Genomic DNA, 22964 nt, shown 5'->3' on the forward strand with positions numbered 1-22964 from the left:
GTTGCTAATAGTCCCACGCGGAGTGCCAACTCCGATGAAGGGCAACGCCGCCGAAAGGGCCTTGGATGAGAAATAACGAGCTCAGTGCATGGGTCAAGGAGGTCGCCGACCATACCAAGCCTGACGCAATCCGATGGTGTGATGGGAGCATGAACGAAGCGCGCTCTCTCGAGGACCGCATGCTCGAAGACGGCACTCTGGTGCGGCTGAGTGAGAAACTTCCCGCTAGCTTTCTCCATCGTTCCCATCCCACGGACGTCGCGCGCGCGGAGCATCTCACGTTCATTTGCTCGGAGCGCGAAGAGCAATGCGGACCTACGAACAACTGGATGAGCCCGGAGGAAGCCGAGGGCAAGGTGTGGCCGCTCTTCGCGGGCGCGATGCGCGGAAGAACGTTGTACATCGTTCCCTATGTCATGGGCCCTGTGGGTTCGCCGTACAGCCGTGTCGGTGTTCAGATTACGGATAGTCCATACGTGGTCGCGAATCTTCGGCTCATGACACGCATGGGCGATGTGGCCATACGCCAACTCGGACGAAATGGCCAGTTCGTCAAAGGATTGCACAGCCTCGGGGATCTCTCGCCGGAGCGACGATTCATTTGCCACTTTCCCCAGACCAAGACCATCTGGAGCATCGGCTCCGGCTACGGCGACAACGCGCTGTTGAGCAAGAAGTGTCACGCCCTGCGCATCGCCAGCGTCGAAGGTCGCGACGAAGGATGGCTGGCCGAGCACATGATGGTCGTGGGCGTGACCAGCCCCGAAGGTGTCAAGCACTACATCGCCGCGGCCTTTCCAAGCGCCTGCGGAAAGACCAATTTGGCGATGCTCGTGCCGAGCTTTCCTGGATGGAAGATCGAAACCGTTGGAGATGACATCGCGTGGATGCACGTCGGTGACGACGGGCGCCTATGGGCCATCAATCCGGAGGCGGGATTCTTCGGGGTCGCGCCCCGCACGAGCTTTCGGACCAATCGAAATGCGATGGCCGCGCTCTCCCGCGACGTCATTTTCACGAACGTGGCGGTCCGGCAGGATGGAATGCCGTGGTGGGAAGGCCTCGAGGATTTGCCCGAAGGAGAAGTCGTTACCGACTGGCGCGGCCATCCGTGGAGCAAAGCATCGGGCGACCGTGCGGCGCATCCCAATTCGCGCTTCACGGTTTCGGCGCGACAATGTCCTGCAGTTGGTCCGAGCTTCGACGATCCACGCGGCGTCCCCATCTCGGCCATTGTCTTCGGCGGACGGCGGGCACGCATCGCGCCCCTCGTCTACGAGGCGCGCGATTGGACACACGGTGTCTATGTTGGCGCCACGCTCGTCTCGGAAACGACCGCTGCTGCGACGGGCGCACTTGGAATTCCGCGCAACGATCCGATGGCCATGTTGCCCTTCTGCGGCTTCAACATGGGTGACTATTTCGCTCATTGGCTGCGTGTGGGCGAACGCCTCACCCACCCGCCTCGCATCTTCCATGTGAACTGGTTTCGAAGGGGCGACGACGGCCAATTGTTGTGGCCGGGCTTCGGTGAGAATATCCGCGTCCTGAAATGGATCGTGGAGCGGGTCGACGGCACGGGTGACGCTCACCCAACGCCCATTGGCCTGGTACCCACCTACGACGCCATGGACCTTCGCGATCTGGGCATTGGCCCTCGTCGGTTCGACGAACTCGTCCATGTCGACACGCGAACGTGGCAGGGTGAAACGTCGTGGAACGAGATCTTCCTCGACCGGTTCGGCAAACGCCTCCCGGAACCACTCGCGCGCGAACACCGCGCGCTCGTCGCGCGTCTGCGAAAGGCCGCCAAGGTGTGAAGCGGGTGACATGATGCCTAACGACACGAACGAACTTCATGCGATCCTGGCCAGGAGCATCCACCCCAACATCGACCTGCTCGCACACATCTTTTTGCGGAACGAAATCGCGATCATTCTCCATGAGACCGACCGAAGCCGGTACGAGCTGCTCCGGCAAATGGGTTGGAACGGAAAGGCGCACGTCTTCGGGCTCCGGCGCTCGAAAGCCGCCCAGACGATTGGGAAGACCGATTACGTGACCGCGGCGTGGATTCAGAGGCAAAGCAAAGTCGACGTCGGGCGCATCTTCGTACTCGCGCGCCAGGGCTCGTTGCTGGTGAACTACAAGCCAGGAGAGGGCTACAGCATCGAATCGAGCAGCACGCGTACCGCGCGCGCCGCGATGGCGGACGCCGCCGAGCGCATCAACGCACCCTTCGTGGGGATGACCTAAGGAAGCGCGACCTCTCGCCGATGCGCAAGCACGGTAGCGAGTCGGAGCGCATCGTCGATCTCCATGAGTGGGGCTCCGCTGGTCGCGTTGGACCATCTCATGAGCACCCGCAAGCTCTCGCTCTCATGGTCGAACGCTTCGAGGGCGACGCGATCTCGGAGGATCGCGCGGGTGACATCGTCGAGGACAGCCAGCACGGCTTTGGGAAGGTCGGCGCGCGTCTTGAATAGGCGGTCGAAGTCTTGGTCCCCCGTTTTCACCCGCAGCAGACCCGTCGCTGTATCCCCCGCCGCCAAACGCCACTGGCGCCGTACGACCACGCGCTGACGCGAGGCACGAGCTCGTGCGACGACCTCCACGAGGGCGGCTCCTTCCTCGGACGTCACATACGGGTGCACGACGACCGATACGCCGTCCACGACGCCACGAAGTTCTCCGGGCTTGGGGGCCATCGATACATATGTAAGCCCGCGTCGCCACGCGAAATCCTCGAGTGGCCGCTCGAGCTCTTCGCGCCATCTTTGGCGATGATCCGCGAGCGGGCGACCGAGTCGCGTGTACGTCCACAGGCCAATAAGGGCCGTGAGCGGGATGACGACCGCGGCACCGAGCACCAGGATTCGTGCATCGGGTGCGCCTTGCTCACGCCACATGGTCGTTGCGGCCCAGAGCAAGGGCACGAGGCTCAATGCCGTCATGAGCGCCCGATGCGCCCGACTCATGAGCGAGGCTTTTCGACGGGCAGCGGGTCCTTGGGTGCGGGAGGTGCGTGTCGCAGATCTGCCCCGAGATATTTGACGGCTTCTTCGGCACGTGGAAGGTCCCAGGTTTTCATGGCCTCGAGGTTCTCGGCGGCAATCCGCTCGCCCGTCTCCCGAAAACGAGCCATCCAGGCAGGCTCGCTCTCGAGCCGGCCCAGCATCCCGAGCAAGCCGTCGAGGATCGTAAAGGGGTGTGGCGGGCACCCGGGTACGTACAAGTCGACGGGAACCACGCTGTCGGCACCGTTGTGAACTTCGGGATGGTCGATATACGGGCCGCCCGAGATGGCGCAGGCACCGACGGCAATGACGATTTTGGGCTCGGGGACGGCATCGTAGGTCTTCTTCAACGCGAGCTTCATGTTCTCGGTGACCGGACCCGTGATGAGCAACCCATCGGCGTGACGGGGCGAGGCCACCATCTGGATGCCGAAGCGGCCGAGATCGAACACGATCGTGCCCAGCACGTTGACATCGGACTCGCAGCCGTTGCATCCGCCCGCGCTCACCTGCCGCAGCTTGAGGGAGCGACCGAAGAGCCGTCGCAGCTTTTCATCGAGGAGCTTCTCACGCGGCTCGACCTTGCCCTCGACGACGAGAGCCTCTCGCTTGCGGGCGGCGAGTCGGTACTCTTGCGTGAAGGTAATGGCACCGTGGGGGCACGATTGCATGCACTCGGTGCAAAACAGGCATCTTCCCATGTCGAGTCCAAGGTGGCCGGATTGGATACGCAGAGCATCGGTCGGGCACGTGTCACCGCATTCGAAGCACCCCACGGGGCACTTGCCCCGATCGATGCTGGGCCCTCCACGCCACCGGTCGGGGAGCGTGGGCGGCATCTCCGGGTACTGTGCCGTCCGGTGTCCTTGTTGGAAGCGCGCGAGGAGGAGCTTGAGCATGGTGCCTCAGAGGTCGTGACCGCAGTACGAGAGGTTGAAGCTCTTGTTGCAAAGCGGAAAGTCGGAGATTTGGCCATCGCGCAAGGCCATCGAGAGCCCGAACCAGTTGTGGAACGATGGGTCGATGACTTTGTAGGTGGAGAACTTGCCCTCATCGTCGGTGAGAGCAACATGGCAAATCTCACCGCGCCAGCCCTCGACGAGCGACACGCAGAGGCGGTTCGAGGCCAAGGTCTTGCTCTCGCACGGCACGCGCGTCTTGCCCGTGGGGAGCGCGCGAAGCTGCTCACCGATGAACGCGCAGGAGCGCTCGATCTCCAGCCATCGTATGTAGGCTCGCGCGAAGACATCGCCCGTGTGCCAGACCGAAATGGGGATGTGCGCGAGTCGAAAGACGCCGCTCGGGTGATCGTGCCGCACGTCGCGCTCGAGCCCACACGCGCGCGCGGCGACGCCCACGAGGCCGAGGGCCTGCGCCACTTCCTGCGAGACCACACCGGTTCCTTCGAAGCGGGCCCCAACCGAAGCGCTCTCCAGGAGAAGCTCGACGGCGCTTTTCGTGTCGCGCAAAGCCGTCTGCAAGCGCTCGAGCATGAGCCGGCACCGGTCGGCGTCGACATCGAACCCCACACCTCCGGGTCGCACGAGCGATCGTCCAAAGCGGCTCCCGCAGATCATCGCGGTCAGGTTCAAGAAGTCGCCACGCAATCGTCCGCAGTAGGATGCGGTCGGCAGAAAGCCGACGTCGTTCGCCAACGCGCCCAAGTCGCCGGTATGGTTGGCGAGTCGTTCGAGTTCGAGCGCGATCCCACGTAGCGCGTGCGCACGAACGGGTACGCGGCACCCCGAGAGCGCTTCGAGCACTTGGCAATACGCGGTCATGTGGCCGACCGTCGTGTCGCCGGAGAGGGTCTCCATGTACGGGATCGTTCGCTTCGTGGGGCCGCCGACGAGCGCGCGCTCGACGCCTCGGTGTTGGTAGCCGAGCGAAATCTCGAGATGGAATACGTGCTCGCCGTGGCATTGAAATCGAAAGTGCCCTGGTTCGATGACCCCGGCGTGGACAGGGCCGACGGCGACCTCGTGAACCTCCTCGCCTTCGACGCGGTAAAAGGGCATGACGCCCACCACTGGCGCTTCCGACTCCGGACGATTCCACGCATCGTGTCCCGGGCGCTGCGAGCGCACGAAGCGCACGGGTTTCAACCAAGGATGGCCTTCCGGAACCACGCCCCACTGTTCGGCGATTTCGCGCTCGAAGAGGTGCACCTGCGGGCACTCGGCCGTCATCGACGGAAAGGCGTCGCCGGAGAGCACCGTGGACCCAACTTTGATGAGCCCTTCTTCGTCGAACGCAAGGACGACGACGAGCTCGACCCCTTCCTCCCGCGCCTGCAAGGGCGTGCCGAAGAGCGCCGCCACCCGCTCACGTCGGGAGGGTGCCTCCACGATGGCTCTGCGAAAGTCCTCGAACTCGAGGCGTGGGATGGCATCGCGTTCGACGGCCTTGCCGCTGCGCACGGAAAGGAGCGCCGTCATGGGGCCTCCGCCACCGCAGCGTGGAACTCGAATACGGACGCGGCGTTGCGAACGAGCGTCTCGACCGGCTGTGGGACGTAGACGCCCAGCAAAAGCACCAAGGCCATCAGAATGAGCGGCGGGGCCGCCGTAGAGAAGCCGTCGCGAAAGGTACTGACGGACGCCCTCTCCGAAGGCGTGCCCTGCACCACGGTCAATACGGTAGCGCCCATTCCAATGAAGACGACGGCCAACAGGCCGAGAAAGAGCGCCGCAATGAGGTAACGGCCTTCCGATATCGCACTATTGAGAATGGTAAATTCACTCAGGAACGGGCCGAACGGCGGCGAACCCGTGATGGCGAAAAAGCCCGCGAGCATCAGCGCACCGGAAATGGGTACGCGTTGGAGCGCGCCGCGCACCTCGTCCGTCGACTTGCTGGCGTAGGCGCGTTGCACGTTCGCCGCGCTCAAGAAGAGCACACCCTTCGTCAATCCGTTGTTCAACATGTGCAGCATCGAACCGAAGACCGCGCCGCCCCCGATCCCCATGCCCAAAACGAGAATGCCCATATGCTCCACACTCGAATACGCGAGCATGCGCTTGATGTCCTTTTGGCGGGCCATGAACACGCCGGCAACGGCCATCGAGAGCAGCCCCGCGACGATCATCAGATCGCGCGCGAAGCCGGAATCGCCGGCGGAGATGCAGATGGCATAAAAGCGCAGGATGGCTAGAAAGGCGCAATTCGTGAGCCCGCCCGCGAGCAGCGTGCCGACGACCCCCGGCGCCTCGCCGTAGGCATCGGGCTTCCACGTGTGCATCGGCGCGAGGCCCATTTTCGTGCCGTATCCAATGAACAGCATGACGAAGGCCGACCGCAGCCATGGGCGCGAGAGCAGCGGCGCGTCGTGGACCATGTCGGAAGCGAGCAGCGACGGCGTCAATCCGGACCGAAGGGCCGAATAGGCGAGAAACAGCGACCCGAGCAGGGCCAGGGCGATCCCCACCGATCCAATGAGCAAGTATTTCCAGGCCGCCTCCAACGACCGCCGATCGCGGTTGAAGGTCAACATGGGGGCAGACACGAGCGTGGTCGTCTCGATGGCGACCCACATCAGGCCCAGGTGCTGCGCTTCGACGACCAAGGTGAGCACACCGATGAAACCGAGCATGCACGCGCAGAATACGCGATTGGACAACTCCGAATGAAATGCGAGGTATCCGCGCGCGTACAAAGAACAGAGGAAAAAAAGGGTCGACGTAAGCAACAAGACGAGGCGGGCCATCGGGTCCAAGAGAAGCCATCCACCGAGCCCCGTCACCTCGGGGAGATTCAGCGCCACGAGCGTCAGCGCCAGATGCGCCGCGCCACCGACGGAGACGCAGAGCGGACGCCAGCGATTCGACGGAAGCGCGATCACCAGGAGCGCGAACGCGAGAGGGACGAGAACGAGCGCGAGTGCCATCGTTCATTCCTTGAGGCGAGAGAGCTCCGTCGTATCGAGAGACGCGAACTCGAGGTTGATTTGATAAATCATGATTCCCATGATGAAGATGCCGACCAGCAGATCGAGCAGCACGCCGACCTCCACGAGGAACGGGATGGCTTCGACCAGCGTCAGCCCCATGATGAAGATTCCGTTTTCCAAAATCAGATAACCAGCGACTTGCGTTATCGTCTTACGCCGCGTGGTCAGGATGATGAACCCCGTGAGCACGGTCGCGAGCGATGCGGGGATGAGGAGCGAGCCGACGTGTTCTTCGGCCAGAGGAAGAGTACGCGCAAAAAGGATGGCCAGCGCGGTGGCCACCGCACCGGCGAAAAGCGAAGGGATATAGCCAATGAAGGGCTCGACCTCGCGCCGTATGGCCACGTCACGCATGGCCCGCGCGAGAAGCCACGGAATGATGAAGCCTTTGATCAACGCAGCGCCCGCAGCAATGAGGATGGGTTGCGCGCTGAAGGTTCGATGGACCAACACGGCCAGGGCGCCCAAGAGCACGCCCTGAAGAGCCGTGGCATTGATGATGGCGTGGAGGCGACTCGTCCCAAGTGCGAAGAAGTTCAGGAGCAAGACGATCACAAGCAGCGCATCGACGGCATTGGACATGGCGTTTACCTCGCGAGCAGGATGATTCCGAATCCGGACAGAAGGCACGCCGCGACGAGAAGGCTCGGCACTTGCCGCAGGCGCAAGCGTGCCATCACCGATTCGACGACGCCGATGACGACCGACAGCACCAGCATTCCGGCGAGGAACACGCCCCAATCGCCCCATGCGTTGCCCGTGCTGCCGGGGATCGCGAGCTCCACGACGACGGCACCGAGAACGAACAGCTTGAGCGCCGCGCCGTAGAGGATGAGGCCGAAGGCGGGGCCACTGTGGTCGAGGACCATCACCTCGTGGATCATGGTGAGCTCGAGGTGCGTGTTGGGATCGTCGAACGGGATGCGGCAGTTCTCGGCCAGGAGAACGATGAAGAGGCTTGCCAGAACGAGAACGATCGAGGCCCCCGTGCCGCTCGATCCGGTGGAAGCGCTCAGCATCGTTCCCAGCGACAGAGAGCCCGACTGCTTGACCAAGACGAGGAAGCCGAGAAACAGCGCCGGCTCCGCAAGGCACGAGAACGTGGCCTCGCGGGCGCCGCCCATGCCCTCGAACGCCGAACCCGTGTCGAGCGCAGCGGAGACGGTAAAAAAACGCGCGAGACCGAAAAGGTACGCGAAAAAGACAAGGTCGCCGGTAAACGACACGGGTGCGGCATGGTTGCCCAGCGGGATGAGGAGCGACGCCAGCGCCGCGGTGACCACGCCCACGATGGGGCTCACGCGGAAGAGCCATGTGGTGGTCGTGCTAAAGACGGACCCCTTGCGAAACAATCGGGCGAGGTCGTAATACGGCTGAAGAAACGGCGCGCCGACACGTCCCGCGAAAGCGGCCTTCGTCTTCGTGATGACGCCCAGAAGCAGCGGCGGAAGCAGCGCCGTCATCAGGATATGAATCAGGGTATGAACAGTTGGCGCGGACATGGCTTTCACCGCCAGAGAAGTACGGCGAGGATGAGGGTGACGAGGACGTACAGGATGTAGAGCTGGGCGTTGCCGTGTTGGACCCAACGGAACCACACGAGAAGGCGGCCGACGTGCCGCGAGGCAGGAAGTACGGCGCGGTCGAGAACCACGTCGGCCACCTCGCTGTGAAAACGGGTGGCAGCGGGAAAGATCGCTGCGTGCCCCGCGGGGTGCACACGCGGGCGAAGCGCCCACGAAAAGAGCTCCACGAGGAACTCCGCGAACGACGAAGCCGTGTACTGCATGCGCCCCGAGGGGGCCGCGTAGCCGCAATCCCACGTCACTTTGCCATCGACCCTGGAGGGGCGCGTCACCCACGCAAAGAGCGCAGCCCCGGCCGCGATCAAGGCAACGAGTGCCGCCCCCGCGACGCTGAGCCATCCCAAGGGTGCAAGGCCGCGGAGCGGGCGGAGATCGCTCGCGATGTCCGGTGCCCATGCGGCCATCGCATGATCGAGCACCGGGGCGACGGCGGCGGGAAGCAAACCGATGAACGCGCAACATGCGGCAAGGACGAGCATCGGTGCGAGCATGGAGAGCGGCGCCTCTTTCGCGTCGCGCACGTGGTCGGAGCGCGCCATGCCCAAGAAGACGCTACCAAAGACCTTGACGAAACACGCGACGGCGAGAGCCCCGATGAGGGCGAGCAGCGGAGCGCCAAGGGCCCCCGCAGCCCAGGCCCCCGCTCGGCCAAGCAGCGCTCCACGGAGGAAACCCAAATAGAGAAAGAGCTCGCTCACGAATCCGTTGAGCGGGGGCAGGCCGCAGATGGCAATCGCCCCAACGAGAAACGCCATCGCCGTGTATGGCATCTTCCGACCAAGGCCACCCAGGCGATCGATTTCGCGTGTATGGGTGGCGTGAAGCACCGAGCCGGCACTGAAAAAGAGCAGCGCCTTGAAGAGGCCGTGATTCCACACGTGGAGCAGTGCCCCCGAAAGCCCGAGGAACGCGAGGGTCGGTTCGCCGAGCGATCGGCCGATGAGGGCGAGCCCGAGCCCCACGGCGATGATGCCGATGTTCTCGACGCTGTGATAGGCGAGCAGTCGCTTGAGATCGTGCTGCGCGAGCGCGAACGCCACACCGAGCACGCCGGAGACGGCGCCGATGCCAAACAGCACGACCCCCCACCAGAGCGGTGGATGTTCGAAGAACGAGCTCACGCGAACGAGCCCGTAAATCCCGGTCTTGATGAGCACTCCGGACATGATCGCCGAGACGTGACTCGGTGCGTTCGCGTGCGCACCCGGTAGCCAGACGTGCACCGGCATGAGACCCGCTTTCAGCCCAAATCCGGAGAGCGCGAGCAGGAAGATGGCGGTGCCGAGCGACGGCGCGATGTTCGGTCCAGGGGCGGCGAATTCCCACGAGCGGCGCGCATGATGGAGGGCTGCGAACATGCCGAACAGGCAAAGTGTGCCGATGCGCGTCGCGGCAATGTAAATGAAACCGGATTTGCGAACCGCCTCGTCCTCGTGCTCGGTCGTAATGAGAAGGAACGCGGCCAATGCCATGACTTCCCAACCCATGAGAAAAAGAAGAGCGTTGCGCGCGACGACGAGGAGCGCCATCGCGCCCGTGAGCACCCCGAAGAAGAGGCGGAGCTTGCGACCGTTGGTGGGATGCTCGGCTTGGGGCCAATATCCAAGTCCGTAAATGGCCCCAAGCGGTGCAATGAGGAAGATCTGCGCGAGGAACATGGCGGCAATGCCATCGACGTAAATCGCGAGCTCTCCGCCGGGTACGTTCCAAGCCAGGGATGCCGTCTCTGCGCGCCCGAGTACGGCCACGCGAAAGGCCACCGCGAGGCCACAGAGCGAGCCCGCTACCATGAGCCCCGCGGCGATTCGCTCGCCGAGATGGGAGCGCCGCGAAAGCGCGATTCCGGGCAAACCACTGACTCCCGTCAGAGCGATGGCCCAGAGCGAGAGTGTGCCGGTCATCGCCCGCTCCACGTGAGCAGCGAGATCCACGCGAGGGCCAGCAAGGTGGCGATGAGGATGTAGACCAAATAGACGTGCAGGTGCCCTTGCTGCAACCAGCGAAGTCGAGCGAATCGGTCGCCCCAGCGTGCGAGAAACGGCTCGTAGACGCCGCGCGTGAGCGGATCGTCGCATTGCGAAGCGAGCTTGCCCGACTCCGGGAACAAGGCCGCGTGCGTCTCGACGGAGACGCGCGCGCGGAGCATCTTTGGCAGAAGGTGCTCGCCCATCAGCTCCGCGAAGGAGCGCGACGTGTATTGCATCCGCGACGAAGGCGCCGCATACCCGCATCCCCAGGTGGCGTCCGCCCCGATGGATCGCCGACGCGTGACCCACCACCCGAGCGCCGCCCCCACCAGCAACGCGAGCCAGAGTGCGCCGTTCGCCAGACCGAGGCCGGCGAGCGGGGTCTCGCCCAGCATGGATGGCCCGCCCAACAGCTGCCCCACGACGGACGCACCTGCCTGCACGACGATGCGAGGTCCGAGCCCGACCCCGATGCACGTCAGCGCCAGAAGGAGGAGGGGCACCGTCATGCTTGCAGCGGACTCGTGCGCGTCCTGCGCGTGCGCACTCCGCGGTTGTCCGAGCAAGGCGATACCGATCAGCCGGACGAAACAAATCATGGCGAGCCCCCCTACGAGCGCGACGAGTCCCACGGAGAGCAGCCCCGCCACCCCGCTCGCGCCGCGGCTCGTGACGGCGCCCTCGATGAGACCGAGATACAAAAGCCATTCGCTTACGAATCCGTTCAACGGCGGTAGCCCCGCCATGGCCATCGCCCCCACGACCATGGCGATGCTCGTTTTGGGCATGCGCTTCATCAAGCCACCGAGCTGCTCGAGATCCTTCGTGTGGCAGCCGTGCAAGATGCTGCCAGCGCCGAGGAACATGAGCCCCTTCATCAACGTGTGATTCCACACGTGCAAGAGCGCGCTGCTCACGCCGAGCACCGCGACGTGCGGCCTGCCCGACGTCAATCCCCAGAGCCCCGTGCCCATCCCCAAGGTGATGAGCCCCATGTTCTCGACGCTGGAATAGGCGAGCACACGTTTCAAATCGCGCTGGTAAAAGGCGAGCGAGATGCCAAGCAGTGCGCCCAGAAATCCGATGATCATGAGCACGGGTCCCCACCATGCGGAGGGAGGGCCCAGCACCAGGACCATCCGCAAGAGCCCGTAGAATCCCATTTTGATCATCACCCCGGACATCAATGCGGACACATGCGATGGGGCGGCCGCGTGCGCCTCCGGGAGCCAGACGTGAAAGGGCACGAAGCCGGCCTTCACGCCGAAGCCAACGACCGCAAGGCCAAAGAGCAACGCGGACGCGGTTGGGTGTGTGCCGGGCACCAAGTCGAAGCCCTGGACGCTTTTCCCGAGAAGGAGGAACAGCGCGACCAAGCACGCCGTGCCGATGTGCGTGGCGATCAAATAGACCCAGCCCGCACGGCGCACCTCCGACTCGTGGTGCTCGAGCGTGACGAGCACGTACGCGGAGAGCGACATCGCCTCCCACGCAAAAAGGAACAGCAAGGCGTGCCTCGCGACGACCACGAGGACCATGCTCGCCACCAGCAGGTTGAACGCGGGCCACGCAAAGCGCGCACCTCCGATGCTTCGCCCCCTCCCATTCCGAAGATATTCGCGACCATAGATGGCCGTAACGACGGAGAGGCCGAAGATGGGAACGAGGAAGAACGCAGAGAGGGGGTCGACCCCGATGTGGAATCGGCCGTATGGGACGCTCCAGGCCATCGTCAGGGTGCTCGTCTCGCCGTGAAGGAGGACTTTCCACGCATGAACCTCCCCCACGATCCCGCCGGCGAGAATGCCGAGAACGGCGCACGCCGACGAGGCGCCCGCTCGGTGTGACGCGAGCAGCGCCGCCGCACCACCACCGAGGATGAACGCCAGCGCGATGACGAGCAGGTTCACGTTTCCGAGCTTCCTTCGGGAGGTGAAGGGTGGAGGGAAAGCGCGCCTTCGATGCGGCGCGCTTCCTCGAAGATCTGCTCCCGCGGCGCGCGGTTCAGCACGGATTCCTTGAACTTCGAATCGTGGAGCGCCGCCGAAAGACGCGAGAGCAGATAGAGGTGCGAGCGAATCGTTCCGCTCACGAGAGAAAACACCGTGTGCACGGGGCGGCTGTCGACGGACTTGAAGTCGACCGGATGCTCGAGGAAGGCGAGCGTGATCGATGGGCGTGAGACATGAAGCACGACCGGATTGCGCACGTGGGGAATGGCGATGCCATCGCCGACGCCCGTCGAACCGAGCGCTTCGCGCGCAAGAAGAAAGTCGTAGACGAGATCGCGATCTTCTTCGTCGATGGGCATCACGTCGACGACGGCGCGCAGCAGCGACTCGCGGTCGGACGCGACGAGGCCGTAGTGAACTCCCCCCGCCTCGAGCGCTTCCGACAGGCGTGGCATCGACGTGCCGTTTGCGGGCGTGCGGTAAAGCTCCTCTGACGACACCCTGATCCCGCGCGACGTCGCCCATTCGAGCAGCTCGGCGCGGTGAAACCGATAGTGGTCGTTCACCCGATGAACCGGGATGCTCTTCTCGCGGATCCATCGGTAAATGGCGCGCTCCGACACGTTGAGCATCCGTGCCGCATCGTGCACGGTGAGGTTCATTTCAGCTCCTTTTTCGGGCAGTTCGCGACAGGTTGTCGCATCATTTGGGCTAAATGGCGGCACGCAGTCGCTCGATGAGCGCTTGATGCTCGCGCTCGAGTCGTTCCGGCCAGCGTGGTCCGAATTGATGGAAGAAGGGCTCGTTTCGGTAAGCCTCGTCGAGCCACGCGCGCGCATCGACGCTCATCAGCTCGTCGAATCGATCGGGATGGATGTCGAGCCCCTCGAGGTTTAGCTCGGAGCGCGTCGGCATCCATCCGAGGGGCGTTTGGATGGCGCCGCCGCGACCTTCGGTGCGTTCGAGGATCCATTCGAGGACTCGGATGTTGTCTCCGAAACCGGGCCAGAGGAGTTTGCCGTCGGCATCGGTACGGAACCAGTTGACGTGAAAGATACGCGGCGGACGCGAAAGCCGCCCGCCGATACGCAACCAATGGCGAAGGTACTCGCCCAGGTTGATGCCGCAAAACGGCAGCATGGCCATCGGATCGTTGGAGAGGATTCCACCCGAGCCATCGGCCGCGACCTTCGTTTCCGAGACGAGGCTCGCGCCCGTATAGACGCCGTGTGCCCAGTCGTGTGTCTCGAAGACCAGCGGAGCGACCTTCGTACGCCGTCCGCCGAAGAGGATCGCGGAGATGGGCACGCCATTGGGGGCGTCGAAGCTCTCTCCGACCGTCGGGCATTGGCGAGCGGACACCGTGAACCTCGCGTTCGGATGTGCGGCGGGTTGCCCCGAGTCTTGCGTCCAGGCTCGGCCGCGCCAGTCCGTGAGCATCTCTCCGTCCGCGAGCGGCTCGAGGCCTTCCCACCAGGGCGAGCCATCGGCGCGCACGGCCGTGTTGGTGAAGAGAACATCGCGTGCGATGGCCGCCAGCACGTTGCGATTCGTCTTTTGGTTCGTGCCCGGGGCCACTCCGAAGAAGCCCGCAAGCGGGTTGAGCGCCCAGAGGCGTCCATCCTCGCCGACGTGCATCCAGCCGATGTCGTCGCCGACGGTCTCGACCTTCCAACCTGGCAAGGTCGGTGTCAGCATGCCGAGGTTCGTTTTGCCGCACCCGTTTGGAAGCGCCGCGGCCATGTAGCGCGTGATGCCGCTGGGGCTCGTGAGGCCGAAGATCGTCATGTGCTCGGCCATCCACCCCTCCTCGCACGCTTCGGCGCTCGCGAGTCGCAGCGCGTGGCACTCCTTGCTCAGGATGGCGTGTGCCGCGTACTCCGAGCCCAGACTCCAGATGGTCTTCGTCTCGGGAAAGTGGCAGATGAATCGCCGGTGTGGAGAACGATCACCGACGCTATGAAGCCCCTTGACGAAACGCGGACTCGCGCCGAGCTGCCGGAGCGCCACCTGCCCGACGCGCGTCATGATGCGGAGGCTCGCGGCCACGTAAGCGCTGTCCGTGATTTGCACACCGAAGCGGTTGTGAGATGAATGAGCAGGCCCCAGCAGATAAGGCACCACGTACATCGTTCGACCGCGCATGATGCCTTCGAAGCGAGGCCACACCGTTCGCTCGGCGTCCTCTGGGCTCATCCAGTCATTGGTCGGCCCCGCGTCATCCTCGTATTTCGTACAGACGACGGAGAGCCGATCGCCATCCTCTCCATCGGCGGGCGTCGTGCGGTGGAGAAAGCTATGGGGAACGCGTGCATTGAGCCGGAGCAGCTCCCCATCCGCGATCATGCGGTCTTCGATCGAGCGCGCCTCCATAGCGCTTCCGTCGCACCATCGAACGGCGTCAGGCTTGGTGTGTTCGGCGACCTTCTTGACCCATGCATGAAGTGTCTCGTTCCTCATTCGGCTCGAACCTTTCCAGTGCCCCGCACCCCCGCAGCGTGGTGGCCGTGGTCGATCGAGGGTCAACAGCAAGACCTGATCCATGCTGAAAAGTTGGCCGATACTCTCCCGACCGCGGCGCTCTCGCCCCTGCCCCTCTCCTTCGGATTCGGCTTTCGTGCTGGGATGGGGCGATTGCGACAAACTGTCGCGGGCATTCATCGGTGGCGTTGTCCGATTCTGCCGATCTGGCCCCTCGATTGGAACGGCATCCCTTGTCGCGAAGAAGCTGAGGGAGCGCCGCAAAACGGATGCACAACGAGACGCACTACGCCGCCAAGCAGAGGCAGTTGGGGCGCCGGAGCGGCACACGCCGAACCGCCTTCCGTCTTTCGGTATGACAGCATGTCGCTATTGAGGAATCCGCGGCAGAGCCGGCGTCGTGTCCGATGCGATATCGCGAAGAAAATTGGACGGCACCTACTTTGCTCACGGGAAGGTTGTATGCCGAAGAACACCCGACGCAAGTCGCAAGGGCCGCTCTATGTGTCGATCGTCTCGACCAACCGTGAGACCGTCGACATGCTCAAGTCCTATTTGGACAAGGCGGGTGTGCCGTGTCACGGCACCCGAGCCATCGATGGCATCGAGCTCGTCGCGCCGGCATGCGCGAACGCGACGGTGATCTTCCCGGACGATTTTCCCGATGCCGATGTCCTCGCCCTCGTGAAGCACATTCGGCGTGCCCGTCCTCGGCTCCTTACCCTTCTCGTGACCAATGGCCCACAGCGCTTTCGCGATCTCGTTGCCACCGACGGTCGATCCATCGCGCCGCTCGTTCTGCCGAGACCGTCATTTGGCTGGGATATCCTCGACGCCATTCGCGCCCACGTCGACATGACGGGGGAATGAGACATTTTCCCATGAGCCCACGATGTCTCTCCTTGGGGTGATCAGCCGTCAACCCGTCCATCTCCGATCCATCGCTTCGAAAGGCGGCGGCGGGGGCTTCGTCGTTCGCGAGGCGTCGAAGAATTGGTCCAAGTCGATCGCACTGGGGGACGGTGGAATGATCGCTGTGCACTCGCGATCGAGCGACTGGACGACGCTTGGCGCGGAAGCCGCGAGCCACCTTCAAGCGCGCGAGCTCACCGGGGACGTCTTCGTCGCGACGCTACCGGCCGTGGGCGATGACTGTCCCTTGGGAGGGTGCATGCTCCAGACGTCGTCCTGGCACTTCGCGTATGAAGGTGCGATTGGTGACGGCGACGCACTCCGCCGTGCGCTCGATCCCATGTGGTGTCCCCCGGATGTTCCTCCAAACGGGCCGGGCGAGTTGATCTTTGCACTCATCCTGTCGCACATCGTTCGCGAGGGAGCGGCCATCACGGCGGACGTCGCGATGGCAAAGGCTGCTGCGGATCTCCATCGCGCTCGAAGCCTCGGCCCTGTAGCATTCATTTGCGCAAACGGAACGAATCTGTACGCATATTCGTTCGGGCGAAAACTCGCATTCAAGAACGTCCCCGAGGCCATCGTCGTCGGTTCGCCCGAAGTGCTCGCCGAGGGGCCCACCACGCGCAGGCTGCAAGATGGCGCGCTCGTCGTGCTCGCGAAACGCCCTCACTTGGGATGGGCGATCCTCGCGCACCCCTGAGCCAATTTAGCTGGCCGCGACTTTGCACCACAGTCGAAGGGGCCCCCCGAGTGTTCCTCGTCACCGTGGCACGAGCGCAAAAGCGACGATGCGCGACACAGAGCGACCCTCGGCGCTTTTCGCTCGAGGAGCGACTACGTCAATTTGTCATACAATCGAGCCGCATAGATGTGGGTTTGTGTGACCTGTGGACCACCTTCGCAAGCAAAGAGACGCTACGAAGGCCGTGACAATCTGTCGTATTCGCTCATTTCGGGGCCCCGAAGTATCGCCGTGATGAGGCGTGCATGGATCGTGCACGGAAAAACGGTGTTGGTATCTTCGTTGCTCTGCCTCGAAGCATGCCGGTTCCTCGCAAGGGCCAACCGCTCCAAGTCCTCATCGTGTCCGACAACCCGGAGACGCTCGACGCCCTCGTCAAGTATCTCGGCGCCGCAGGAGCAACCGTCGCGGGCACGCGCGAGCTCGAACGATGTGCTGAAATGACCCCCGGTGGCGCTTCGGCCGTCGTGCTGTTTCCTGATGACTTCGAGAAGCAAACGGTCCTCGATACGCTCCACGACCTTGGGGTGCACCGCCCGAATACCCTGCCGGTGCTCGTCACCAGCGAGTCGAAGCAGTTTCGGGCGCTCCCCGCGGCAACTGGACGCGTCGCACCGCTCATCGTACCCAAGCCGGTCTGGGGGTGGACCCTTTTGGATGCCATTCGCGCAGAGCTCGAGTCGCGCGACTCCCAACGATGAGGAACATGAATTCCTCCGCGTTCTCCAACAAAAAAGCACTTCTCGCATCGGTGATCCCATGCCTCGAACCAAGCAGCAACTCAACGTCCTTCTGCAACCGGTCATGCAGTCGCACGCGATGCGACAGCTCGATCGAATCATCCAGAAGATCGCGACCAAGGATGTAGTCGTCACGTTCATCGGGGAAAGCGGCACGGGCAAGGAGGTGCTCGCGCGGCGTGTTCACGATCTCTCCGGTCGCCGGGCAGGCCCTTTCGTGCCGATCAATTGCGCGGCTATTCCCGAAGCGCTCTTCGAGAGTGAGCTGTTCGGGCACGAGAAGGGTGCGTTCACGGGTGCCAGCGACCGCGCCCGCGGCAAAGTCGAAGCAGCGGCCGGTGGCACGCTATTTCTGGACGAGATCGGGGAGATGCCCGTCGGCGTACAGGCCAAGCTTCTGCGATTCTTGGAGAATCGAAAGTTCATGCGCGTCGGAGGCACGACGAAGATCGCGGTGGACATTCGTTTGATCACCGCGACGCTCCGTCCCCTCGAGGCGGAGGTCAAGGCCGGCCGATTCCGAGCGGACCTTTTCTATCGCATCCAGGGAATCAGTCTGGAGGTCCCGCCGCTCCGCGAACGGCAAGCCGACCTTCCCATCCTCGTTCGGCAATTCGTCGCGACGGCATCCGCGACCCACGGAACCAAGCCTCCACGTCTCACGCGCTCCACCATGACGGCACTGCGCACATACCAGTGGCCTGGTAACGTCCGGGAGCTTCGCAATGTCGTGGAGCTCGTCTGCTTGCTACGCGACGGGAAGCAGGTGCGCGTACGCGACCTGCCGATGCCGCTGCGCGAAGTTGCTACCGTGAAGACAGCGGACGCAGACGATGCGCGACTTCGTGTTGGCACCGTCCTCGAAGTGCGGCTCGATCGCAGACTCGAGGAAACCATCGAGCTCATTCTGCGCGCCGCGCTCGAGCTGGAAGGTGGCAATCGTTCCCGCGCAGCACGACGACTGGGCATCAGCGTTCGAACGATGCAGCGCTACGCCTCCCGCGTGACGCCGAAGTCCAACATCGTGCCGCCGCGCACCCACTGAAACCATTGTCCAGACGACGACCATCTGCAAATGACATGCGAGCCAATTCGAAATACCCATGCATCGGAGACGTCTCGCGCGAGGACAGCAACGTGCCAACTCGACGAAAGCGCGTGATCCTGGCGTTGGTCGAAGGCGAGAGTTCCCGCGTTCGCGGCGTGGAGGAAAGCGTGACAGTGTTGCCTCGGGAGGTCGAGCAATTCGTCCTCGATCACATCGGGTCGGTTCAGGAGCTCGAAATTCTTCTGCTGCTCTTTTCTCGCCCTCATCGCGAGTGGACAGGCGAAAGCGTGGCCCTCGAATTGAAGCTGGACCCGCGATGCTGCGCCGATTGGCTCGCCGACCTCGGTCGACGTGGCTTTGCGACGCCGAATATCGCTTCCGCGGCAGCGGTAAAGTACGCACCACGACCTTGGGCCGACAGCGCCCTGATGTCCCTCGGTCAGCTTTACTCCCGCCAATGGCCAGCCATCATTCGCCTCATTTGCTCCAAACCCAACGAGAAGGTTCAAAGTTTCGCGAGCGCGATTCAGATGGCGAAGGGGGGAGGAAAAGACGACACGCGCGGTTGATCCGCATTCCCGCGCGGTTGGAGCGTGTTCCATCGTGACAGCGATTCGCTCCCTTCGTGCGGTCCTGCTCGACGACCACGGCCGCATCGAGACTTTTCTCGACTCCATCCTGAACCTTTTGGCCCGCAACGAGCTCGCCGTCATCGAACAGGAGTGGGCGCCCTTCGAAGACGTCGTTCTTGCCCACCTGGATGGCGAGGAGATGCACGTCATCCCGACATTCGCGAAAGCCGACCCCGAGGGTGCCCGACGCATCTTGGCGGAGCACGCACGCATTCGCGAGGGGCTCTCGAGGCTCGGCGTTGCCTTCGAGCTCCGGCGGGTACGCCCGAACGACGTCCAAGATCTGGCGCGCTTGCTCGTCGACCACGCCATGACCGAAGAAAGCTATCTCTACAATTGGTCGGAGACTCACATCCAGCGCGAAGCCTCCTCGCGGCTCGTCCGGCGCATCGCCTCCACATGGCACCCGTTTGGAGATCGTCGCCGAACGCGTCGCCGCTAACGACCTCGCCGGATGCGTCAAATGACGGCTAAGGGGAGAAACTGCTACGACGAATTGACCGATTGACACGTCTCGCCGCCGCATCGCGCGATCGCACGGGCGGGTAGCGTCGCCGAGCGCCGATTCATCGCGCTTTTTCCAACGGCGTGCGACTTGCACACGGCGGTGGCGTCGCGAGGGGAGACGGGAGGACGAGTCGGATCGTGGGTGAAGACATGTACACGAGGCTGGACGCGCATCCAGCTCCTCCTCCGGCCGCCGATACGGCGCGCCCTCAGCGGCACGCCTCGACGACGAGCGCTCAACGAGTGCCGCGGACAACGCGGCCGAGCATGATGCGACGGGCGCTTCGCGGTGGTCGCCTGCTGCTCGATGGTCAATTCGACGAGCTCTATCCGCCGGCCGTTCGAGAGGTCTCTTCGTCCTTCTGGACTCCGGTATCGGTAGCGATGCGAGTGGCCGAGCTCCTCGTCCGCGGGCCTCGCACACGCGTGCTTGATGTCGGCTCGGGGGTCGGAAAGTTCTGCATCGTAGGGGCCGCCGTCACCGGTGCCACGTTCGTCGGCCTCGAGCATCGAGAGCACTTCGTCCGAGTCGCCGAGGGCGTCGCCCGACGGCTCGGCGTGCGAAACGCAACGTTCGTTCACGGGCGTCTAGGTGAGCATTTCGACACTCGATTCGACGCGTACTACTTCTACAATCCATTCGAAGAGAACTTGTGGGGTGGCGCCATGCCGCTCGATCAGACCGTCGAACTCTCCGAACGCCGCTTCTTCGACGACGTGGAGACGGCCTCGGCGATGCTGTCCATGGCACGCGTCGGCACGCGGGTCGCGACATACCACGGCTTCGGAGGTGTCATGCCGAACCAGTACCGTCGGATTCACCGCGAGCCGGCCATGACGGATCACATCGAACTCTGGATCAAGAGTGAGGGTCCGGCTTCGGCTCGCACGAGCAACAGAACGCGATGAGACTCGATCGCCTTCGACGAGCACTCCGAGAGGGAGATTCGGTTCGCGACGAAGACTTCGACGACGTCCTCCCACTCGAATACAGGCGACTCTCGACACGGTTCTGGACCCCGGTGCGCGCCGCGCGCCGTGCGTCCCAATGGCTCGAGCGCGAGGGCGCGCTTCGCGTCTTGGACGTCGGCGCGGGGGTGGGCAAATTCTGCGTCGTCGGGGCGCTTGGTACGCGCCGCACACGTTTCATCGGCGTCGAACACCGGAAGGCGCTCGCCCAAGTAGCCTCGGACGTGGCGAGCATGCTCGGTGCGCGCCGCGCGACGATCTTTCACGGCCATCTAGAGGACGTGGATATCCGTTCCTACGACGCCTTTTACTTTTTCAACCCATTCGCCGAGAACGTCATCCCGTCCGCCCCGCAGCCGGACGACTCGGTCGAGCTGTCGAGTGAGCGGTTTCAACGGGACATTGGACTCGCAGAGCGTCTCTTGATCCAGGCGCCGGCAGGGACGCCCGTCGTCACGTACTGCGGCTACGGAAAGAACATGCCGCACGACTACCGTCTCGTGTGTGACGAGTACCACGCCGGCCCCCTCCGCCTCTGGGTCAAAGACCCGTTTCTCGAGGCCGACGTGGTTCGGCGCTAGGAGGTTCAGTGACGATTTGCCATCAAAACTACGGATTCCGCGAATTCGCCGATGTGACCATCGGCGCATTCGGTGCCTGAGAACTGGATATGGCGACCATTCGACACATCCTCTTGGCCACCGACTTTGGGCCTGCCTCGCAGCGGGCGCTCGTCACTGCTGCCGAGATAGCCGAAGCGATGCACGCGAAGGTGACTGTCATCCATGTCATCGACCCACCGGAATCCCACGTGTCCATCGAAGGGCTCTGCGACGCTGCACGACGCCCACTCGACGCTGTCGTTGACACCCTACATGCCCGTCACGTGGAGTGCTCGAGTATCCTTCGTCGGGGCCGACCGTGGCAGGAAATCGTTCGAGCGACAAACGAAGCCCACGCCAATCTCGTGTTGGTGGGCTCGCACGGCCGCCGCGGCATCGTTCACACGTTGATTGGCAGCGTTGCCGAGAAAGTGACGCGGCACTCATCCGTCCCCGTGCTCACTGTCCACGGATTTTGGTTCGAGGACCGCCGACAAGCTGGACACGAGCTGGGCGAGCGACTCACCGCGCTCGGCCTGCCGAAGCCTGCCGTTATCGCCATTTCGCGCGGAGGAATCGTGGTCGCGGCGGAGGTTAGTCGTGCGCTGGGCACGTCGCTCGATATCCTGTTGACGCGTCCCTTGCGCCAACATGGCATGGTGTTCGGTGCGCTTTGTGAAAACGGCACGCGCCGGATCGACCCAGAGATTACCGGGCTTGCCAAGCTGTCCAAGGACCGCGAAACGATCGTCCTGCGCGAACGCGCCGCTCTCGATGAAGAAGTTCATGAACTGCAAACCGTTCCATACCGTGGTGAGCTCACACGACGGACGGTCGTCCTCGTAACGGACGCATTGATGGACACCTGGAGCGCGAAGGCAGCCGACGCCGCAGTCCGATCCCTCGGAGCTCATCGCATCATCTTCGCGACACCACTGGCGTCCGCCCCAGTCAAGGCGGCGCTGACGAACGAACCTACGGAGGTCGTCGCCATTCATTCCATCCCAGCCGGGTTCGACCCCGCAGCCGCGTATCGCTACTTCCGCGAACCGTCAACCCGCAATCTCGTGGACGCTCTGCGCAGCGTAACGATTCCCGACGAATGAGCGCAGACGTGCTCTAGCGAGCCGACTCCGCGAGCGATCTGCGCTTTCGGGTCGCGCCGAATCGACCCGATTCGACTCGAGTTCAGCGCAGCCCTGTCTCTCTCTAGCTGAGGTCCGGCGGGCGCAAGTACGCTTCCGGAGAGCGGGCACCCGCGCTAAGCAGCCCAGACGCTGGATGCGGACATCATCGCCGTCGGAACACGGATGCAGCGCCGCGCGTGCGTTTCCCGGCAGAGTCGCATAGGAGGTGATGCGCACCTTCCCCGTCACGGTACTCACCGTGCGGGGAACGCCACCCGATCTGGCAGGACCGCAATGCGATTGACCACCTCCAGGACCCCTCGCACATGCCGCACGGCACGCGCGGCTTCTTCCGATTGACTGGGATTCCCGACGTTACCTTCCAATGTCACAATGCCGGCGGTAACGGTGGTATGAATTTGCTCGCGCGGGACGACTGCGTTCCATTCGAGCGCGGTGCCTACGGCGAGCGCAATGTCCGTGTCCGTCGGGTCGCTAGGATCGATCTGCTTGACGTCGATGTCGTTCGCAACGTCGAGCACGTCGGGAGCCCTGTGTGCGGCCTCCTGCGCGGCGAGCCGCTCCGCAGGTCTGCGGACGACCCCCGTCAAGGTAACGACGCCTTGGTGCACCTCGACACCAACATCCGTTTCTCGCACGCGGGTATCCCGTCTCAATTCGTCCAATACGTCGCGTTGAATCTCCGAATCGGTTTTCATGAGCGTTCTCT

General features: G+C 63.5%; 22 protein-coding genes. 11 read left to right on the forward strand and 11 right to left on the reverse strand.

Going from position 1 to position 22964, the window contains the following annotated elements:
- Positions 1-65 precede the first annotated feature (65 nt).
- Both LZC95_35150 and LZC95_35155 read left to right on the forward strand, forming a co-directional pair.
- Positions 66-1820 (forward strand): phosphoenolpyruvate carboxykinase (GTP), encoded by a 1755-nt coding sequence (locus LZC95_35150; protein ID WXA91677.1) that lies wholly within the window; start codon positions 66-68, stop codon positions 1818-1820.
- A gap of 10 nt (positions 1821-1830) precedes the next feature.
- Positions 1831-2256 (forward strand): hypothetical protein, encoded by a 426-nt coding sequence (locus LZC95_35155; protein ID WXA91678.1) that lies wholly within the window; start codon positions 1831-1833, stop codon positions 2254-2256.
- Here LZC95_35155 and LZC95_35160 read toward each other — a convergent pair.
- From LZC95_35160 to LZC95_35205, 10 genes are read right to left on the reverse strand one after another with little or no spacing between them, the layout of a single operon-like run.
- On the reverse strand, positions 2253-2978 hold the full coding sequence (locus tag LZC95_35160) for a hypothetical protein (protein WXA91679.1): 726 nt from the start codon (positions 2976-2978) through the stop codon (positions 2253-2255). The two genes, LZC95_35155 and LZC95_35160, sit on opposite strands and share 4 nt — an antisense overlap.
- Positions 2975-3916, reverse strand: coding sequence for an NADH-quinone oxidoreductase subunit NuoB (nuoB, locus tag LZC95_35165; GenBank protein WXA91680.1), 942 nt, complete (start codon positions 3914-3916; stop codon positions 2975-2977). Before nuoB ends, LZC95_35160 begins: the two co-directional genes overlap by 4 nt.
- Positions 3917-3922: 6 nt before the next feature.
- Positions 3923-5455 carry an NADH-quinone oxidoreductase subunit C gene (locus tag LZC95_35170; GenBank protein WXA91681.1) on the reverse strand — a complete coding sequence of 511 codons (1533 nt, stop codon included), beginning with the start codon at positions 5453-5455 and terminating at the stop codon, positions 3923-3925.
- Entirely contained in the window at positions 5452-6903 is a 1452-nt protein-coding gene (locus LZC95_35175) for a hydrogenase (GenBank protein ID WXA91682.1), read from the reverse strand. Before LZC95_35175 ends, LZC95_35170 begins: the two co-directional genes overlap by 4 nt.
- Positions 6904-6906: 3 nt before the next feature.
- Positions 6907-7548: a hydrogenase gene (locus tag LZC95_35180; protein WXA91683.1), complete on the reverse strand. Its 642-nt coding sequence runs from the start codon at positions 7546-7548 to the stop codon at positions 6907-6909.
- A 5-nt stretch (positions 7549-7553) separates the two neighbouring features.
- A complete protein-coding gene (locus tag LZC95_35185; GenBank protein WXA91684.1) occupies positions 7554-8468 on the reverse strand; it encodes an NADH-quinone oxidoreductase subunit H in 915 nt (304 codons plus the stop codon).
- 5 nt (positions 8469-8473) lie between these two features.
- Positions 8474-10453 (reverse strand): oxidoreductase, encoded by a 1980-nt coding sequence (locus LZC95_35190; GenBank protein ID WXA91685.1) that lies wholly within the window; start codon positions 10451-10453, stop codon positions 8474-8476.
- Positions 10450-12429, reverse strand: coding sequence for an oxidoreductase (locus LZC95_35195; GenBank protein ID WXA91686.1), 1980 nt, complete (start codon positions 12427-12429; stop codon positions 10450-10452). The genes LZC95_35190 and LZC95_35195 overlap by 4 nt, the downstream gene beginning before the upstream one ends.
- Positions 12426-13133, reverse strand: coding sequence for a PTS sugar transporter subunit IIA (locus LZC95_35200; protein ID WXA91687.1), 708 nt, complete (start codon positions 13131-13133; stop codon positions 12426-12428). The genes LZC95_35195 and LZC95_35200 overlap by 4 nt, the downstream gene beginning before the upstream one ends.
- 49 nt (positions 13134-13182) lie before the next feature.
- On the reverse strand, positions 13183-14931 hold the full coding sequence (locus tag LZC95_35205; protein WXA91688.1) for a phosphoenolpyruvate carboxykinase (GTP): 1749 nt from the start codon (positions 14929-14931) through the stop codon (positions 13183-13185).
- A 483-nt stretch (positions 14932-15414) separates the two neighbouring features.
- Here LZC95_35205 and LZC95_35210 point away from each other — a divergent pair, with 483 nt between their 5' ends.
- The 9 genes from LZC95_35210 to LZC95_35250 all read left to right on the forward strand — a co-directional run bounded on the left by LZC95_35210 (position 15415) and on the right by LZC95_35250 (position 22213).
- Entirely contained in the window at positions 15415-15822 is a 408-nt protein-coding gene (locus LZC95_35210) for a hypothetical protein (protein ID WXA91689.1), read from the forward strand.
- A gap of 22 nt (positions 15823-15844) precedes the next feature.
- Entirely contained in the window at positions 15845-16567 is a 723-nt protein-coding gene (locus LZC95_35215; GenBank protein ID WXA91690.1) for a hypothetical protein, read from the forward strand.
- Positions 16568-16908: 341 nt separating this feature from the next.
- Positions 16909-17310 carry a response regulator gene (locus LZC95_35220; GenBank protein WXA91691.1) on the forward strand — a complete coding sequence of 134 codons (402 nt, stop codon included), beginning with the start codon at positions 16909-16911 and terminating at the stop codon, positions 17308-17310.
- 58 nt (positions 17311-17368) lie between these two features.
- A complete protein-coding gene (locus LZC95_35225) occupies positions 17369-18394 on the forward strand; it encodes a sigma-54 dependent transcriptional regulator (protein ID WXA91692.1) in 1026 nt (341 codons plus the stop codon).
- Positions 18395-18486: 92 nt separating this feature from the next.
- Positions 18487-18966, forward strand: coding sequence for a hypothetical protein (locus LZC95_35230; GenBank protein WXA91693.1), 480 nt, complete (start codon positions 18487-18489; stop codon positions 18964-18966).
- Positions 18967-19000: 34 nt separating this feature from the next.
- Complete coding sequence (locus LZC95_35235; protein WXA91694.1) at positions 19001-19471, forward strand: hemerythrin domain-containing protein; 471 nt, start codon at positions 19001-19003, stop codon at positions 19469-19471.
- A 332-nt stretch (positions 19472-19803) separates the two neighbouring features.
- Positions 19804-20445, forward strand: coding sequence for a class I SAM-dependent methyltransferase (locus tag LZC95_35240; GenBank protein ID WXA91695.1), 642 nt, complete (start codon positions 19804-19806; stop codon positions 20443-20445).
- Positions 20442-21086: a class I SAM-dependent methyltransferase gene (locus LZC95_35245; protein WXA91696.1), complete on the forward strand. Its 645-nt coding sequence runs from the start codon at positions 20442-20444 to the stop codon at positions 21084-21086. The genes LZC95_35240 and LZC95_35245 overlap by 4 nt, the downstream gene beginning before the upstream one ends.
- 89 nt (positions 21087-21175) lie before the next feature.
- On the forward strand, positions 21176-22213 hold the full coding sequence (locus LZC95_35250) for a universal stress protein (protein ID WXA91697.1): 1038 nt from the start codon (positions 21176-21178) through the stop codon (positions 22211-22213).
- Between the two features lie 275 nt (positions 22214-22488).
- Here LZC95_35250 and LZC95_35255 read toward each other — a convergent pair whose 3' ends face one another.
- A complete protein-coding gene (locus LZC95_35255) occupies positions 22489-22953 on the reverse strand; it encodes a BON domain-containing protein (GenBank protein WXA91698.1) in 465 nt (154 codons plus the stop codon).
- Between the last annotated feature and the right edge of the window lie 11 nt (positions 22954-22964).

The organism is Sorangiineae bacterium MSr12523, from assembly GCA_037157775.1.
In the GTDB taxonomy this organism is placed as follows: Bacteria; Myxococcota_A; Polyangia; order Polyangiales; family Polyangiaceae; genus Pendulispora; species Pendulispora brunnea.